Here is a 16,825-nt window from a genome sequence, read left to right as displayed (position 1 = left end):
GTAACCCCAGTGTTACTTCAGAATAAATGCGAGCTTGACTTTTGCCTACTGTTTAGATAAGTGCATCCACTTTCGGCAAATAGCCCCTAATACTAGAAGGAATACGGTTGAAGATCAAGCCCCAAATAACATCAAATCTGCTGCCACCAAAATTATCAGGATTTGGAGCCTTGGTCTTGCCAGCTTTTTCCACAAGCATAGTGAATCTCTAAACTTGACTACTTCAGTTGCGATCGCACCTCAGCTATCGTCTCTAGTTCGTGAGGAAATCGTATCAGTTTCCCGATTGTTTGGGAGCCTCGTGGTAATTTATTTGTCCGGAACCACTAAGATTTGTAATATTGCTGCCTGATATATTGAAGGTGTTCAAGTATTGATTCGATGGAGAACTTACAACCTCAGTTTCTTGAGTTGATTGAGCATCTACTTGTTGCTCGTCAGCCAGAGGTGTGGCTAGTTTTTCTTGGGGGTTGATGCGTGCTTCAATTATTGGTGCTATGTCTTCGTCACCAAGACCCAAAATTTGCTGTAACCGTTTTAAATCGCTGCGAGTATCCTCACTCAAAATGCGCTCCTGTTGAATTACCTCAACTAATACCTGCTCATAATGCTGTAATTTTTTTTTGTACTCCCGATAAGGTTGTAAAACCTCCGTTTCAATGGCGCTGCTTTCTTCCTGATGCAATCCCAAACTTTCGCGGAATGCATCTAATGCTTTACGCCCTACAAAAGAAATCTCACCTCGGCTAGCATAAAGTTCAACTTCTTTGCGGTATCTCAACTTTGTATCACCTAAGGGTGCTTTAGCCAGTATAATTTTGTACCCTTCTTTAACAGCATAGATTTCCGGTTTCATGGCTGGTGCTGCTGCTTGAACTTTGCTTTTAGCATACTCATGCAACTCATCTACAGAAATTACACCATCACCATCTTTATCCGCCATTCCAGTTTCGATACCTTCAACTAGATAGCGAGTGTAAATTGAGAGGTCTGAGCCTTGCTGCTCGAATGAATACTGAGTTGAGGTAGAAGAGGTGAGAATAACTCGCCCTTCTCCGCCCAGTTGAGCTTTGACATCAATAGCACCGTCATCTTTAGCTAATAAACCCTCAGCAAAAGCCCCACTAAAGCAACAGTCAAGAATCACTACTTGGCGTTTTGAGCGGCTGTTGCTCATAATGTCATGGACAAAACTAGCCGCAACTGCTGTTGACTTGCGGAGTGCGCTGCGTTCGTCTTTGCGAGTCAAGCGTGTAGCAAAATAAAGCTTACCAGTATCATCCTTAATACCATGTCCAGAGAAAAAGAGTAATACTAGGTCATCTTTAGCACGGCCAGAGAACAAAGTCTCAATCGCATCTTGCATTTCCAGTGGGTCAGGATTATGCAGTATTTGGATGTCCGAAAAATTGCCTATTTGAGGGTGTTGTAAAATTCGCTGTATTTCCAGCACATCCTTTTCAGCAGCAGGTAGAGGATTTAAACCAGGCTGATATTGACTTACCTCGATTAGCAGTGCTAGCTTCGCCATTTAATTGATCACAAATTTATCAAAGAGACTTTTTAAGATTAGTGGCGATCGCATCGCCATTTTACTATTGCGCAGGAAGTCAAATCTGAGTTTTCTGCGGTTACTTCTGTTGCTTGGGGAGGGTAATAGATGGTGAGGGAAAGCAGGTTGCTTCTCCAATAATCTTACCAGGCTTGCCGTTGACAAGATTAAGTACATTCTTGTCATCATCCAGTCGCCAATAACCAGCCAAGTCTTCCTCTTTGCCTGCCAACCGTCGAGACATATTTGCTTTAATATCATCCTGATTACGGGCTACTTTCCAGAGCCGGACATCAGCGATCGCAACACTATAATAAATCTCTTTTCCTTCCTTACAACCAATCTTTAGAGATTCTGTAACTTGTGGCAAAGGCCCTGTAAACAAACCAATACTCTTGCCTTTCCCTGCAAAAAGAATAGTCTTGCATCGTCCTTCTACTACACAGTCCTGTATTCTGCCGTCGATATAAATCGAAATTTCATGGCATTTATTATCCCAACTAAAAGCGACATGATGCCACACCTCATCCTGTGGAGCATTCTCTTTTGTATAAACGACTGTTTTTTCAATAGAACCTCGATCCTGCTGCAACACTACACATATTTTTCCGTTGTACCAGGATAGAGAGTAACCATTCTTTTCACTATCAACTCGCTCAACAATCAAACAATTACCAAACTTGTGTTTAAACCATGCTTCAACAGTAATTGCATCAGTGACATTTAGACTTTCATTATTTCCACAATCTACATAGTTATTCTTATCATCAAATTTTAAAGCAGAGGGTAATAGTGGAGCAGGAAAGTTTGATTGGCGCAACCATTTTGGTTCACCATATATTTCTAAAATCTGATTGTGATTTTTTGTGGATATGAGATTATTTAATTTATTGCCTTTACCTTCTTCAAATTGCCAATGACTAATTACTACATTTTCCTGATTCTTCAGACAAACTTTAGCAATAGCTCCTCTAAAAAAACTCCACAAATTTCCTTTGTATGGAAAATCTGGGATAGCAAGATTTTTGTTAGAGTAAGCACCAATAATTACAGGACTACCTTGAGTGATATCAACATTTCTTTCAGCATTTCTAATCTTTTGTTGAAGTTCTTGCAAATTTTGATTGGTTGATTTTTGGCATAATTGTAAGTTGCTGGAATTTCCGTTAATCTGAATATCTATTTTTAATTCTTCATCCTCTTTCCTACAAGTTATAGTAATTTGATTAAATCCTCCAAAATTGATTATTTCTTCAGTTTCATATTCATAAGACTGGATTAGAGTTATCATTTTCTGAGTCAGTGGCCCACAAACACCATCTTGTTTGAGTCCAAAAGTTTTTTGAAACTTCTTTACAGCATTGCAGGTCTCTTTGTTATACACACCATTAGGTTGACAATTATAATAACCAAGATTATTTAACAATTTCTGAAGACCTTTGACTATTTGTCCTTGGCTAGGATTTTCGGAAACAGGGATTTTTAGCTCCTTTTTTTCATAAGATAACTCCTCAAGAGCCTCATAATTAAGGTCATATAAACCTAAAAAAGTAATTTGTGAATTTAAATAATTTAATATTTGAGGATCTATCTCACTAATATCTTTTGTAGGATCAAATTCAATATTATCTTGGAGATTTTTTACAAATTCTTGTAATGCTCTTTTGGTTTCATCATCATATATACCATTAACAACAACACTGTATATCAAAATCTTCAGAATACTTTGTAGATTAAATATAAATTCTTTTTGCTTCGTCTCTTCTTGAGGTATTTCTAACGGGAGAGTTGGAAGCGTATACATTTTTCTGGAAAAGACTATTTTCCCTTCTTTGTTTATATATACTCGTAGAGCATCATAACCAAGAGTTGCTATACAATCATTAGAAAAATTCTGGTAAAATTTACTAAATATTGTACTTTCTATTTCATTAGAGTAAGCGCATATAAAAGCCTCAATACTAAATCCATTACTAACCTGAGGCTGAGTAATAAATTGACAATCAACAAAATTTTTTAAAAGTGCATAATCATTAAATCCATCCAATTCAATCGCAAATGCTAAAGGAGGATTATTTAACTGTTCCGAGGTAATAACAAAGTCCTCGATAAAATTTCTTAATTTTCTATAATGAAAACTCTTTTTCTTTAAATCTTCAACAATTTTGCAAATTCTGATACCTTGTTGGGCAACTATTTCAACTTTATGCTCTTGATTATCGTCACTATCATCTTTAGGCACAGCTGCATGATGTAATGCTACTGCCTCCCATTTACTGTTAACAACCAAACCTCCAGATGAACCATAATCAGAGTCTACTCTATATCTGAGAAAATTTTTGTATAAGCCATTTTCAATAACTTTGTTATTACTGATATCAATCTTTTTTTGTTTACCTTTTGGATGATGAACAATAAATATATTATCGCCAGTATTTATTTCTTTATTTAAATTAGACAAAAGCTTTTTATCTTCTTGTCCATTGAGATTATTTCTAATACTTTCTGTTAACCCAGGAAAAATATTTAGATCGTTTTCAATCAGCTGAATCCAATCAAAATAATACCCAGCTTGTCTTGTAAACATACTAGATTTTAGTTGTACAAGAGTGTAATCCAAACTTGGCTCATTCACGAATAAAATTTCTGGATCAAGCTCATAATCTATGGTCTGCTGTGTATAACCAAGAGTATCTTCAATATAGTTAAATTGTGCAACACACTGGCTAGCTATTTTCTTATTTCTAATTACATGATTATTAGTAATTAAATGAGCAACACCAACTAGAAAGCCAGTTCCTATGGGAATAGGATTTAGGACGGATAGTTGACTTTCAGAAATATTTTTTAGCTTTTCTAAATAATCCACTCCTTTTAAAGGTAAATTCTTTGGCACTTCATCAGTTAAAAAAATTGTATTAAATATATGGTCAGGAATTAAAAATATCTCTTTGATTTTCTCAGGCTGATTGAAATTATTATCATCATTTCGCTTTAAGATTTCCTTCTCAATATCTTCTATAAAATTTTGAAAATCTTTGAGAGGAAAAAATCTCGAAATGCGACATACGGCTAAACTTCTTTTCATCCCCACTTGTAAAGATGATGCTGGTAAAATATCTCGAGAATCTGCTCCTACGGAAACTGATGACTTTTGAGTAGTAAGGAATCGTAATCTTTCCTTAACAATTGTAATAATTTTCTTTTCATCCTCTAAATCAAGGTTGTTTAAAAAATCTTTTTCTTCAGGTATACCAGAAAGGAATTCCCAACCTCCTAGTCCACCTTGGTTAATCCAATTTGCTTTAAGAAGCGAGGTAGGTAGATCGGAATTAATTTGCATATATCCTCTCTTGATTAAAAATGTTTATATTTAATATTTATAGTATATATTAATACAAAATAATTGAATTAATGGCATTGGTATGCAAGGTATTAATAAACAGAGTTTTCAAATCAAAAAAATCCGAGGTCGATTGTATGTACAAGAAAATCTGGAAATCGATATGAGTGGTGCACTAGCAGGGCAAACCACGCATACCAAAATTCTCTTAATCTTTTTAGTAACTTTGATTTGCATTTTATTAAGTATTGTATCAGGCTATCTGGGCGGAATTACAAGTTTATATATCAGTGTAGATACTCAACTACGTTTAGGGTATTCACTGATGATTTTCGTTTTAGTTAGCTGGCTTTTAACTACAATTTATCAGGGTTGGAGTCGAGGTATACTATTAGCAATCTTAGCTGTATTCATATCTATAACAGGAACCAGTCTACTGGCAGAATTGGGTCTATTAGAACTACCTGAGCAGTTTTTTTTCGCAACTTCAGTATTGATGATTGTAGGGCTAGTGATATGTAACATCTGCTTCTACTTTCTACGTTTTACTGCTGCCTTGTTTGATATTTTATTACCTAAACATCGCTGGGTATGGATTACTTCTAGGCTTTCTAGCGCTTTAATTAACACCTTTGCAGCAAAGGTTGGCTCTGATGTCGCATTCTCTGCTGCTAAAAAAAATGCTATCTGGCTTAAGGATATTTTGCCGACGTTAACTGATATAGAACAATTAACTCTCACTAGAATTGCTATTTTTGGTGGAATTTTATTAACGTTAATATTAACACTCAGTAGCTGGTGGGTTAATTATTACCAAGATGTACCTTGGCGGTATCCTGATCTACTACGTTCCTGGACACTAGCTATTGGTTCTTGGCGTGCTACTTCTTTCCAGAACTTAGACCTGAGTGGAGTTAATTTTAGAGGAGCTAAGTTAGCTAACACTGACTTGCGAGCCAGAAAACTCTACCGCACTTGTTTCCAAGGTGTTACCGGACTTGAAAGAGCCAGAGTTGATAGTCGCTACTTGGATTTAGAAAATCCCAGAGTACAAAAACTTTTAACTCATGGGTATTCGGAAGCCAAGGACTTGAGCCAACTAAATTTGCGAGGGGCCTATCTCCAAAATGCAGATTTGCGCCAACTTGATTTCACTGATACTGATTTAACAGGTGCAGATTTGCAAAACGCTGATCTACGAGGAAGTATTTTAGTTCGTACTCAAGTCATAGGGGTGGATTTTACTGGCGCAAATTTAACGGGGATTTGTATTCAAGATTGGAGTGTGAATAGCCAGACTAACTTTACTAATGTTGAATGTGAATATATATATCGTAAATTGGATGACAAAGGAGAGCCTAGCGATCGCTATCCCCTAGCAGGCCAGAATTTTGAACCTAGAGAATTTGAATCACTATATCAAGAAGTTGGTAATGTTGTTGAACTAGTTTTTAAAGAGGGAGTCAACTGGCGGGCTTTTGCCTTTACTTTACAAAAGCTACAGATAGAAGATGATGGACTAGGATTAGAACTCAAGGGTATTGAAAAACGTGGGGATTTGTGGGTTGTTAAGGTGACTCATAATGAGAACGCACCCAAAGAAATTGTTGAACAGCGCCTCAATGGTGTTTACCCCGAAATGCTGAATCTGCTTGCCAGCAAAGAACAACAAATTAATAAGCTATTAGGTATTGCCGCAGATCAGGCAGAAGCCTTGAAAGGTTATAGTAAGCAACCTTTTGGTAATAGTTTTTTCATTAGTGGTAGTACCATTACCAACCTTGCTGGTTCTGGGCAAATTGATTACGATGAAGCAGCTGGTCAAGTTCGCAGCATTGTTGCTAATGGTGGTAATTTAGATGCAGTCAATACAAAAGCTCAAAATCTCTTAAATCAACTCCAAGGACAGAGTGTTGCTACTACATCGAATCAGCAAGTAGAACTAATTCAACAAGTGATTCTCGCTGAAGCCAATAAAGATCCTTTTTTCAAGCAGTTTTTGCTGCAACAAGGTCAGCAAGTTACTAGTGCCATGCCAGAAAGTGTGATGACTACAGCTATGCAAGCAGCAATCTCTCAACTCAGCTAATTCACAAAGTGCGATCGCCTATTATACTTTGTTATTTTACACATCAACTTTTTTTGAAATATTAGTCGCTAATGTGCCTCAAAGGCTTTCAAAAGCTGTGTTGCTGTGTCTCATTATCAGCTGCGTAACCAGTATATTGAACCCAACAGGGAGGGCACAATTAAGCATTGCTTGCGGATAGTTTTAGCCATTGTCCAGCCAATTAGCGATCGCCTTTGGGAAAAAACTTTTACGCAGTTTGATTTTAGCTTGCTCTAAAACTCGACCTTAAACTACTCTTATTAGATTATGAAGAATGGTTACAAAAAACGAGTACAGCAAAATCACGATGAATATATTAGCTCTTGGCTTGCCTGAGATTGAGGGCCAACTACAAATTAATTGGGATTTAGTAAATACCTGCTTACAGTTTGCTATTTGGGGATTATTCTCGCTGTTATTGGCTGAGGTATTGAGAGATGTATATCATGCCTTGTGTCACCAAGTGAGTTGGCTGAGTAAATTGCACAACAAGCACCACATGGCATATCGCCGAGATTTATCGATAGTTTCTCTAAAAACTTACCAAGAGTCTCAGCTATATCATGACATTTTAGAGTCAAGTCTACTGGTAGTGATATTGACGGTAATTGCTTTATTTCTCCAGCAAATGGGTTTTTGGCTGGGAGTAACCTATGCTTTTACCTTCTTGTATGGTGCGTCCCTGCGGTATTTCCAAGGGAAAATTGACACAGACTTCAACCACCTTCCCGGGCCATTAGAAACCATTCCATCGGTGTGGTGGGTGAATCGGTCTTATCACTGGCGACATCATTTTGATGATGTCAACGCCTACTACAGCGGTGTATTTCCCTTAGTAGATACCATATTAGGCACAGGACTTTCCCTTAAGGGTAAGACCGTAGCTTTAACTGGCGCGTCAGGTGCTTTAGGGCAAGCATTGGCGGCTGAACTGATCAAGCATAATGCTAAGGTAGTAGCATTAACTACTCACCCAGAAAAATTACAGGGGCAAGATAAGCTAGCAATAATTTCTTGGGAATTGGGTAAGGAAGCAGATTTGAGAGATAGTTTAGAGAAAGTTGATATTTTGATTCTCAATCACGGAGTCAATGTCTATACTAGTCGCACACCAGAGGCAATTAATTCCTCCTATGAAGTAAATACTTTTTCGGCGTTGCGGTTGATGGATATATTTTTGACAACTGTGACAGGGCCACAATCAAAAGCAACTAAAGAAATCTGGGTTAATACATCTGAGGCGGAAGTGTCTCCAGCATTAAGCCCCCTTTATGAACTTAGCAAACGCGCCCTAGGCGATATTGTGACGCTGAAGCGTTTAGATGGGGATTGTATAATTCGCAAGTTAATTCTTGGACCGTTTAAAAGTCCACTCAATCCTTACGGAGTCATGTCAGCACAGCAAGTAGCTCGTGCCATTCTGTTTTTAGCACAGCGAGACTTTCGCAATATTATTGTGACAATAAATCCTTTAACATACCTGCTTTTTCCTGTGAAAGAAACTAGCACGTGGCTTTACTATCGAATTTTTAGTAATAAAGCTAAAAGTGAGTGAATTTGGCATAGGGGAGCCAGCGCCGTAAGCGGGTTACCCGACTTGAGGAGCCAGTGCGTTGCGCGGGTTCCCAAGGCACTCCGTTGGGCGGCTTTGCCGACTTGTAGGAAGTCCCGTCGCGTTGAAGCAACTGGCGTGCAACTGGCCTTATTGGGCATTTATGGGCTTGAGACCCTTTTGGCAGAGGGAAAATAAATTCTTCCCTTCTGCCTTCTGCCTTCTGCCTTCTGCCCTCTGCCTTTCTTAGGTGATGAAGAGAGTAAGTCAGTTACACACAAAGTATCAAAGGATTTCAGTGCCTGGAGAGGTTGAAATACTTACTGTGAGTTATTGTCAGGTTTGAGCAAATGAAGAGCTTAACTACAAGCAGTATTTGCTAATTTGACACCAATTTAAGACACAACATCCTGATTGGCACTCGCTAAGTTTTACAGAACAGAGTGCCAATTTATGGCTGAGGTAAAGAAATTTACCCTGATTTCACTCAACAACTGATGTTGAGGCTCCTTCAGCGGATGGAGGTAAGCTGGGTAACTCAAGACAATATCCAGCACCGTACACTGTTTTGATGTAACGGGGATGACGGGGGTCTGGTTCGAGTTTGGTTCTCAGGTGGCGAATATGTACTCGAATCGTTTCAATGTCATCATCTGGATCGTAGCCCCAAACTTCCCGCAGGATTTCGCTAGGAGAAACTGTCTGTCCGTGGCGTTGGAGCAAGCAATGAAGTAACTCAAATTCCAAGTGAGTCAGTTTGACTGTCTCATGGAACCATATTGCCTCAAATCTTTCGGGAACGAGGGTCAATGGTCCATAATTAAGAATCTCACTATGCTTTGCCGCTTGAGGAATACGGTCAGTGCGCCGCAATAGTGCCCGCACTCGTGCCAGCATTTCTTCTACTTCAAAGGGTTTGGTCAGATAGTCGTCTGCTCCGGCATTGAAGCCTTCCACTTTATTTTGTGTTTGGCTTAAAGCAGTCAACATTAACACCGGAATCTCGGCTGTGCGGTCATCCCGACGCAAGCGTTGGCACACGGTAAATCCATCTACCCTCGGCAACATCAAATCGAGCATGATCAAGTCCGGTTGTAGCTGGAGAGCTAGCGCCTGACCTTTAATCCCGTCTTCCGCTTGACTAACATCGTAGCCAGCCATTTCCAAGTTGACGGCAACGAGTTCTGAAATTGCTGGGTCATCGTCTATGACAAGAATCCTCGGCATTCTTAAAAAATTATTACTACTTATTAAGGATAAATAAGAACCTTTGGTAGATACAAAGATTGCTGTATTGATTATAAAAAAGATTTTAAATCTAACATAAACCTTAAGATAACAGGATTTGGAAATCTATCCTAAAGTACACGAAATTTCTTATATGATGTGTCACGCTCCCTACAATCCGGCTCGTTTACTGCAAAATGGTGTGGCAATGACTGTATACACCGCTTTGTGGGGAAGTCGTTATTGGGAAAGTACAATTCAACATCCAGAACCGCCATACCATAAAACAGTATTGACTGGTGGACAAGGTGTACCAATTTTTTGTTGGGTAGCAATCCCAGAAAAAGCTCACGGTACGATTATTGGCACCTATGGTATTACAGGAGAGTTGGGTCAGGAATGGAATTTGAGACTCTTCGGACGTAAGGCCTATGCTCAAGGGTATGCTGTGGTGTTATTTGATTGGCGTGCCCACGGTAAGACAGCGGAGTTGTCACCGACTTTAACATCCGATGGCTTGTACGAAGGAGAAGATTTTGTCCGCCTTGCCGCAGCAGCAGCATCAATGGGGTGTCCGAAGCAATTTTGGTTTGTGGGGTTTTCTTTAGGAGGACAGTTGGCGCTGTGGGGGCTAAAAGCTGCTGTAGAGCTAACTGGGGGTGATGAGGATTTAGGCATCCAATTTAGCGACATTGGCGGTGGTGCAGTGATTTGTCCGAACTTGGATTCTGTGCGATCGCTATCTTATTTAGTTAAAGACCCCTTTGGCAAATATTTCGAGGCAGGAATAACGCGGAATTTGAAAGAACTAGCGTGGCGGATACATGATGCTCATCCCGGTAGCATTGATCCAGAAGCAATTAAACGGGCAAACAGTATTTGGAATTTCGACAAGGAACTGGTAATTGAGAGGCTGGGTTTTCCCACTGTAGAAGCCTATTACCAAGCTAGCAGTGCTTTACCATTACTGCCCCATCTGTCAAAGCCCACGTTGATCATATATGCCGCTGATGACCCATTTTTTCACCCAGCCCTCATTCCGGAATTAAAAGCTGCCAGTAATGGCAATCCTATGATAGATTTGCTACTCACCCGTTACGGTGGACATATTGGCTATTTAAATAGTAAAGCGGGTCAGCGCCAAGCACAAGATCCAGACCCTTGGTGGGCATGGAATCGGGTTTTGCAGTGGCTTGAGCAAAAGCGAACAGGGCAATAGAGAGTAAAATGGCTTCGTTTACCACACCCTTAATGTTCTAACTTGATGACTGCTCCTAAGTATTTATGGCTCCCTGCGCCGACAAATGTAACTTTGTTGCCGAATGATGTCCATATCTGGCGAATACACCTCGACCTACCAGAACCAACGCTGGAAAACTTGGCAGCAACTCTCTCTGACGATGAATCTGCTCGTGCTCAAAGATTTTATTTTCAAGAGCATCGCCAACGTTTCATTGCTGGACGTGGTAGCCTAAGGGCTATATTGGGTCGTTATTTAGCTATTGCTCCGCAAGAGGTGCAGTTTGATTATGAAGCCCGTGGCAAACCATTCTTAGCGCATGAATTTGCCGACAGTGGGTTAGCGTTTAATTTATCTCACTCCCAGGATTTAGCTTTGTGCGCAGTCAGTAAAAATCGCCAAATTGGGATAGACCTAGAATACATCCGCCCGATGTCCGATTTAGAATCCTTGGCTCAAAGGTTCTTTTTACCGAGAGAATATGATCTAGTGCGATCGCTACCTCCTGAGCAAAGACCAGGAGTATTTTTCCGCTTTTGGACTTGCAAGGAAGCCTATTTAAAAGCCACAGGTGAGGGAATAGCGCAGTTAGAGAAAATAGAAGTCTCCCTAACTCCTTCAGAACCAGCTAAATTGCAGACATTTAAAGACTGGAGTCTACTAGAACTAGAACCTGCCGACAATTATGCTGCTGCTGTCGCTGTAGGCGGTTTTGGCTGGGATTTGAAGTGCTGGCAATATTAAATGTGTTCTTGTTGAGTACGTGAATTTTTAATGATGGCGATTAAGACAAGGACAATTACCAAAGCTAACGCTGTATTTCTCAGTATAGGGTTGTTCCAGTGCTTGATTGCGATCGCCAAGATTGCCCACACTGTTACTCCCGCATAAGCAATATCTCGGCGCTGGATGACAATGGCTACAGCAATTGCAGTTGCTACCAACAATAGAATCACAGTCCACACTTCAGCAGAAATACCCCAACCATTCCAACCCTGGGAATATAAGGCAGAGGCTACATTTACAATAGTTGCTACACTAATCCAACTCAGATAAATACTGATAGGCCTGTAGATACACCACTTTTTCTGCCGAGTTACAGGCTTGTTGCCAATATCTAACCGCAAATAAACACTAATTAGCGGTAGCAAAATCAACAACATTGCGACAACAGAAAGAGCAAACAGCCGAGAGAGGAAGAGATATACCCAAATACTTTGAGCAATAGAGGCAATTACTAAGAGATATCCTGTATTGCGTAAATCTGAATCATCTTTCTGGCTGGGGAGGAATTGGTAAATTCCAAAAGCAAACAAACCGAGGTAAATCAGCCCCCAAATAGCGAATGCATAGTTAGCAGGAATAACCAAGACATTTTTGAACAAAGTATTGGAAATTTCCCCAATACTTAGTCCATTCAGCGGAAAAACGTTCGATATCACATTGACAACGAAAGCGCTGATAATTGCAGCCAGGGTTGCAAGCTGGCGGAGAAAATCGCGGTTATCGCCTTGAGTTGACTGCTGCATGGGATAGTTACATAACTTAATCTACTTTTAGCTTATAGAATAATTGCAATGTAGATGTGCGATGTGCGTAGACGCAAAGCGGCTTGTCCATAGACATCGCCTTTACTTTCCATAACTAGAAACTTGGGTTAAAAGCTACGTAAATCAGCACTAGGAAAAATTTAATTACTCAATTTCTTTGCTACTCAGTCTTTGTGCCAACCAATTACGAAAGCTGGAATGGTAAAAACTGTAATGCGTTTTTGTGTCTATTCGTTGTAACACCAAGAACTCAAGCCAATTTTCTAGCACTTCCGCGATATCGTATGCATCTTCATTTATAGTTTGTGCAATCGCTTGTGCTGATAAACATTCACCATTTTTAAGATGGGTAAGGACGCGAAGTATCTTTAACGCCACATCAGACAAACCTTCAGACGTCATTTTCTGCCAATGCTGTTGATAGTAAGCCTGTAAACCCGGCGGAAGTGGTTGGCGCTGGAATGGTTCAGAGTAAAAACCTTCAGCAATGGAGGGTAGAATCTGGCTGAGAAACATAAAATTGTTTTCGCTTTCAGGAATGAGATGTGCAATAAATTCTTCATGTGACTTATCACTCTCTACAAAGTGATGGGCTATATCAAGTCCTTCAAATGACTCATCATTCAAATTTCTCTGTGTCTCCGCGTCCCCCTGTCTCTGCGTCAGTCCTAATGATAAGTATTCAATTGGATTCGATATTAGGTATTGCCGAATGTATGCTTGCACATCTTGGCGGGTTTGTTCTGGGTATGCTGCTAAATCATGTATTTGGGAAGGCGTTTCAATTAATAAACCAAATTTTTCTTTAGGAAAGGGACGACGGGTAAGGAGAAAATAGACACCTTGAGGGAGATATCTAGGAAGATAAAACAAATTTGAACCTGGGGGTTGGCTGTGACGTTCAATAGCATCTAATGCATCAATAGCAATTATCAATTTTTGGTTAGGTTTTAATTCATCGCTAATTTTCTGGAGTAGCAGCGAGAGAAACCAACTCCCCTCAGTTGCGTTATCAGGAACCTCTATTTCATGTCCCTCATTCGCAATTCTTTTGATTAATTGCGTGCAAACATCTTTCAGAAATTCTTCAGCGCGACTTTTGCCTTCAATTTGGGCGTTGTAATAGAGAACATCAGGATTTGCGATCGCATACTTGGCAAGGATGGCACTTTTACCGCTACCAGGTGTGCCAACAATGGTGAAGTAACCACGATTGTAATAGTGGAGAAAATCGTTGATAAAGGTGAATATGAAAGTGCGACCTACAAAATTTTGGCTTTTTTCAAGAAGGAGAGGTTTAAATTTGGTTTGGTATGAGGCGGAATTTATGGGAATTTTGGAAGGTGGGATATTCATAGTTACGTCTCCACACCTTCTAAACGGAGGAAATGCAAGCGTCCGGATTCTTCGCCTGCTCCAATTGTTACGCCATCTGGAGCAACGGCACAGCATCTGATGTCACTCTCTCCAGTGAAAGTGGCAATTTCTTTCCTAGATTGTAAATCCCAAACTTTGAGAGTATGGTCAAAAGAAGCTGAAATCAAGTACTTGCCATTAGGGGTAATAGTAACATCTAGTACGCCATGACTATGACCTGTAAAGGTATATACTTCCTCTGCTAATTCCAAATTCCAGAGTTTAAGAGTATTGTCTCTGGAAGCAGAAATAAAATATTTACTATCAGCAGTAATAACTATAGCTTCTATTGAGTCAAGATGACCCGTTAGAGTAAACAATATCTTCCTTGTTTTTAAATTCCATATTTTGAGCGTATTGTCTGCTGAACCAGAAATTACCAGTTTGCCATCAGGGGTAACTGCTATAGCTTGCACACCTGCACTGTGCCCACTCAGCGTAAATAGTTCCTTTCTTGTTTTCAAATTCCATACTTTGATAGTCTTATCGTTTGAGGCAGAAATTATTAGCTTGTTATCAGAAGTTAAAACAACAGATCTTATAGTGTCTTTATGACCATAGAGAGTACACATTTCTGCTGTCCGCAAATTCCAGATTTTGAGAGTTCCATCCAACGCACCAGAAATCAGGTGTTTGCCATCAGTAGTAACTGCGAGTGCGTATACTTGGGAATTATGGAATTTAATGATACATCTTGCCTCTGGCGTTTCTGGATTCCAGATTTTGAGAGTTCCATCCCACGAACCCGATATAAGGTATTTACCATCGGTAGTAAAGGCTATGGTATCTACACAGTCATCATGAACAGTGACGTTAGATTTCTCACATTCCGCAATATCTACTTTCAAATTCCAAAGTTTAAGGTTAAAACCTGAAGCAGAAATTAAGTGTTTGCCGTCCGGACTCACTGCAAGTGCATATAGAAAATCGCTATCTTCTTTAAGAGTAAATACTTCTTCCCCTGTTGAGCGATTCCAGATTCTAATAACTCTGTCAGATGAACAAGAAATCACATACTTGCTATTGGGGGTGACAACAACAGCAAGAACCCAGTCATTATGGCCTGTAAGAGTACATTTTTTTTTCCTAGTCTTTAGATTCCAGATTGTAAGATTACCATCCAATAAACCAGAAATTAAGTGTTTGCTATCAGGTGTAATTGCGATAGTTATTACTGCGTCACTCTGATTAAGGGTAAGCTCTTGTTTTCCAGTATCCAGATTCCAGATTTTAACGCTTCTGTCAGCGGAAGCTGAAATTAAGCATTTAGCATCAGGAGTGACTGCAATAGCGTTTACCTCAGAGGTATGAGCAATAAAGTTACGTACTTGTTTCCTAGTATCTAAATTCCAGATTTTGATACTTCCGTCACTTGAGCCTGATATTACATGCTTGCCATCAGGAGTAATTGCGACTGTTTTTATAGAGTATTTATCACTAGTAAGGCAAAACTCTTCTTTGCCAGTATCTAGATTCCAAATTTTAAGAGTTCCATCATCCGCTCCTGAAATCAAATGTTTGCTATCAGGTGTCACAGCAAGAGTAGTTACAACATAAAATCCTTCTTCTACATTTTGTGTGTCTACATCCCTACTATAAATTATGAGGTTATATAATTCTTCCCCAGTTAATCGATTCCAGACTATTATGCTACCGTCGAATAAACCAGATATTAAATACTTACCATTAGGAGTGATAGCTACAGAATTTACAATATGCTTATGAGGCAAAGTGCGTAACAACCTCCCACCAGGAGCATCAAGGCTACTTGTCAAAGGACGTAACCAAAAATTATCTTTAGAATGCTGTGCCTGTAGAAGCATTACCTGAATCTCAAAAATTTTAAAGCAGTGCATTCGTGCCCACAATTGTGTTAATAGCTGTGTCTTGTCTTTCGATATAATATGTGCCGATAGTTGCAATGCCCCTTGAATTAATTTTAGTACTTTTGTAGTTTGGTTGTTATATTCTGGGTGCGTTAATAATTCTGTATCATCAATTAAATCATAATCTTCAATGAGTGCTTGTATACCAAAGTTATGATGATTAATTTTTGCTTCTATAAAGTTAAAATCAGCCAATAGACGGCAGAATTTATTAATTCGCCCACCTTCTAACAACAAACGTGGAACTTCACCTAAGAAATGTTCTATTTCTTCTAATGATAATTCAGCTAACCAGGTGCGAATATTACTCATAACCAGGAAGTCCTTCTGTCATAATATCAGCAACTTCGGCGCTGATATCAGGTAAATTTATGCCTGCTGCTTGCACAACATCCTGGCGATGTAAAAAATCGCGGAAACTTTCGTGATAAAACCTATAACGTGGTGGTTGATAATTTTCTTGCTTCTGTAAAAACTGTGCCCAATCATTCAGAACTTCTTGCACAGTCAACTCATTTTGTTTAGAATATTTGGCAATTACTCCACGTGAAGCTGCGCTTCTAAGCGCACACATCACATAGACAATCTTGATTTTATTTTTTGGTAAAGGCTTGGTTGTCATGCCCATAAGTTGCCAGTGGTTTTCATAATAACCTTGTAAACCTATAGGTAATTCATCTAGAGGTTTATTATCATAAAATCCATCAGCTAGTGCTGGCAAAACACAGCGTAAATACATAAAATTATTTTCGCTTTTTGTCGCTATCTCTTCTACAAAATCAGCATTAGTTAGATGATTTTGCTTTTGAATCCACCGACTCAATCCTTGTTGATATGGTTCATTTTCGAGCAATAGCCCAATATACTGCTTTACATCCTGACAACTTTCTTGATATAGCAATCCGGAATGATTCATGAGAAAATACTGAGAGGAACTGAAGGTAGCGTT

At 39.4% G+C, this 16,825-nt stretch carries 12 protein-coding genes and 1 pseudogene; 5 read left to right on the top strand and 8 right to left on the bottom strand.

Annotated features, from left to right (window positions below; translation table 11 throughout):
• Positions 1-52: 52 nt before the first annotated feature.
• The 3 genes from BV372_RS36155 to BV372_RS09895 form a co-directional block, all read right to left on the bottom strand.
• Entirely contained in the window at positions 53-199 is a 147-nt protein-coding gene (locus BV372_RS36155; RefSeq protein ID WP_179198037.1) for a hypothetical protein, read from the bottom strand.
• 75 nt (positions 200-274) lie between these two features.
• Positions 275-1,531, bottom strand: a complete 1,257-nt coding sequence (locus BV372_RS09900) for a caspase family protein (protein ID WP_086686310.1) — start codon at positions 1,529-1,531, stop codon at positions 275-277.
• Between the two features lie 100 nt (positions 1,532-1,631).
• Positions 1,632-4,895, bottom strand: coding sequence for a peptidoglycan-binding protein (locus BV372_RS09895; RefSeq protein ID WP_086686308.1), 3,264 nt, complete (start codon positions 4,893-4,895; stop codon positions 1,632-1,634).
• A gap of 82 nt (positions 4,896-4,977) precedes the next feature.
• Between BV372_RS09895 and BV372_RS09890 the strand changes: the two genes are divergently transcribed.
• From BV372_RS09890 to BV372_RS09885, 3 genes are all read left to right on the top strand, one after another.
• A complete protein-coding gene (locus BV372_RS09890) occupies positions 4,978-6,984 on the top strand; it encodes a pentapeptide repeat-containing protein (RefSeq protein WP_086686306.1) in 2,007 nt (668 codons plus the stop codon).
• Between the two features lie 105 nt (positions 6,985-7,089).
• On the top strand, positions 7,090-7,242 hold the full coding sequence (locus BV372_RS36150; RefSeq protein ID WP_179198036.1) for a hypothetical protein: 153 nt from the start codon (positions 7,090-7,092) through the stop codon (positions 7,240-7,242).
• A gap of 70 nt (positions 7,243-7,312) precedes the next feature.
• Positions 7,313-8,560: a bifunctional sterol desaturase/short chain dehydrogenase gene (locus tag BV372_RS09885; protein ID WP_086686304.1), complete on the top strand. Its 1,248-nt coding sequence runs from the start codon at positions 7,313-7,315 to the stop codon at positions 8,558-8,560.
• 480 nt (positions 8,561-9,040) lie between these two features.
• Here the strand turns inward: BV372_RS09885 and BV372_RS09880 are convergent, their stop codons facing one another.
• The gene (locus BV372_RS09880; protein WP_086686302.1) at positions 9,041-9,784 is read right to left on the bottom strand and encodes a response regulator transcription factor; all 744 of its coding nucleotides are present in this window, start codon (positions 9,782-9,784) and stop codon (positions 9,041-9,043) included.
• A 154-nt stretch (positions 9,785-9,938) separates the two neighbouring features.
• Here BV372_RS09880 and BV372_RS09875 point away from each other — a divergent pair, with 154 nt between their 5' ends.
• Both BV372_RS09875 and hetI read left to right on the top strand, forming a co-directional pair.
• Positions 9,939-11,003, top strand: a complete 1,065-nt coding sequence (locus BV372_RS09875) for a YheT family hydrolase (RefSeq protein WP_086686300.1) — start codon at positions 9,939-9,941, stop codon at positions 11,001-11,003.
• A 45-nt stretch (positions 11,004-11,048) separates the two neighbouring features.
• Positions 11,049-11,768: a 4'-phosphopantetheinyl transferase HetI gene (gene hetI, locus BV372_RS09870; RefSeq protein ID WP_086686298.1), complete on the top strand. Its 720-nt coding sequence runs from the start codon at positions 11,049-11,051 to the stop codon at positions 11,766-11,768.
• Here the strand turns inward: hetI and BV372_RS09865 are convergent.
• The 4 genes and pseudogenes from BV372_RS09865 to BV372_RS09850 form a co-directional block, all read right to left on the bottom strand.
• Positions 11,765-12,553: a hypothetical protein gene (locus tag BV372_RS09865; RefSeq protein WP_086686296.1), complete on the bottom strand. Its 789-nt coding sequence runs from the start codon at positions 12,551-12,553 to the stop codon at positions 11,765-11,767. The two genes, hetI and BV372_RS09865, sit on opposite strands and share 4 nt — an antisense overlap.
• Positions 12,554-12,718: 165 nt before the next feature.
• On the bottom strand, positions 12,719-13,930 hold the full coding sequence (locus BV372_RS09860) for an ATP-binding protein (RefSeq protein WP_086686291.1): 1,212 nt from the start codon (positions 13,928-13,930) through the stop codon (positions 12,719-12,721).
• Positions 13,931-13,932: 2 nt separating this feature from the next.
• Complete coding sequence (locus BV372_RS09855) at positions 13,933-16,188, bottom strand: hypothetical protein (protein WP_086686289.1); 2,256 nt, start codon at positions 16,186-16,188, stop codon at positions 13,933-13,935.
• Positions 16,181-16,825 (bottom strand): annotated as a pseudogene (locus BV372_RS09850) (hypothetical protein); the annotation flags it as partial. The pseudogene BV372_RS09850 and the gene BV372_RS09855, both read right to left, overlap by 8 nt.

The organism is Nostoc sp. T09 (genome assembly GCF_002154695.1).
Taxonomy (GTDB): Bacteria; Cyanobacteriota; Cyanobacteriia; order Cyanobacteriales; family Nostocaceae; genus Aulosira.
The sequence above is the reverse complement of the archived record's forward strand: the minus strand, read 5'-3'. Positions and strand labels throughout refer to the sequence as shown.

Coding starts and splice junctions, on each gene's coding strand:
- BV372_RS36155 (WP_179198037.1), bottom strand. CDS start 199: ATGCTTGTGGAAAAAGCTGGCAAGACCAAGGCTCCAAATCCTGATAAT.
- BV372_RS09900 (WP_086686310.1), bottom strand. CDS start 1,531: ATGGCGAAGCTAGCACTGCTAATCGAGGTAAGTCAATATCAGCCTGGT.
- BV372_RS09895 (WP_086686308.1), bottom strand. CDS start 4,895: ATGCAAATTAATTCCGATCTACCTACCTCGCTTCTTAAAGCAAATTGG.
- BV372_RS09890 (WP_086686306.1), top strand. CDS start 4,978: ATGCAAGGTATTAATAAACAGAGTTTTCAAATCAAAAAAATCCGAGGT.
- BV372_RS09885 (WP_086686304.1), top strand. CDS start 7,313: ATGAATATATTAGCTCTTGGCTTGCCTGAGATTGAGGGCCAACTACAA.
- BV372_RS09880 (WP_086686302.1), bottom strand. CDS start 9,784: ATGCCGAGGATTCTTGTCATAGACGATGACCCAGCAATTTCAGAACTC.
- BV372_RS09875 (WP_086686300.1), top strand. CDS start 9,939: ATGATGTGTCACGCTCCCTACAATCCGGCTCGTTTACTGCAAAATGGT.
- hetI (WP_086686298.1), top strand. CDS start 11,049: ATGACTGCTCCTAAGTATTTATGGCTCCCTGCGCCGACAAATGTAACT.
- BV372_RS09865 (WP_086686296.1), bottom strand. CDS start 12,553: ATGCAGCAGTCAACTCAAGGCGATAACCGCGATTTTCTCCGCCAGCTT.
- BV372_RS09860 (WP_086686291.1), bottom strand. CDS start 13,930: ATGAATATCCCACCTTCCAAAATTCCCATAAATTCCGCCTCATACCAA.
- BV372_RS09855 (WP_086686289.1), bottom strand. CDS start 16,188: ATGAGTAATATTCGCACCTGGTTAGCTGAATTATCATTAGAAGAAATA.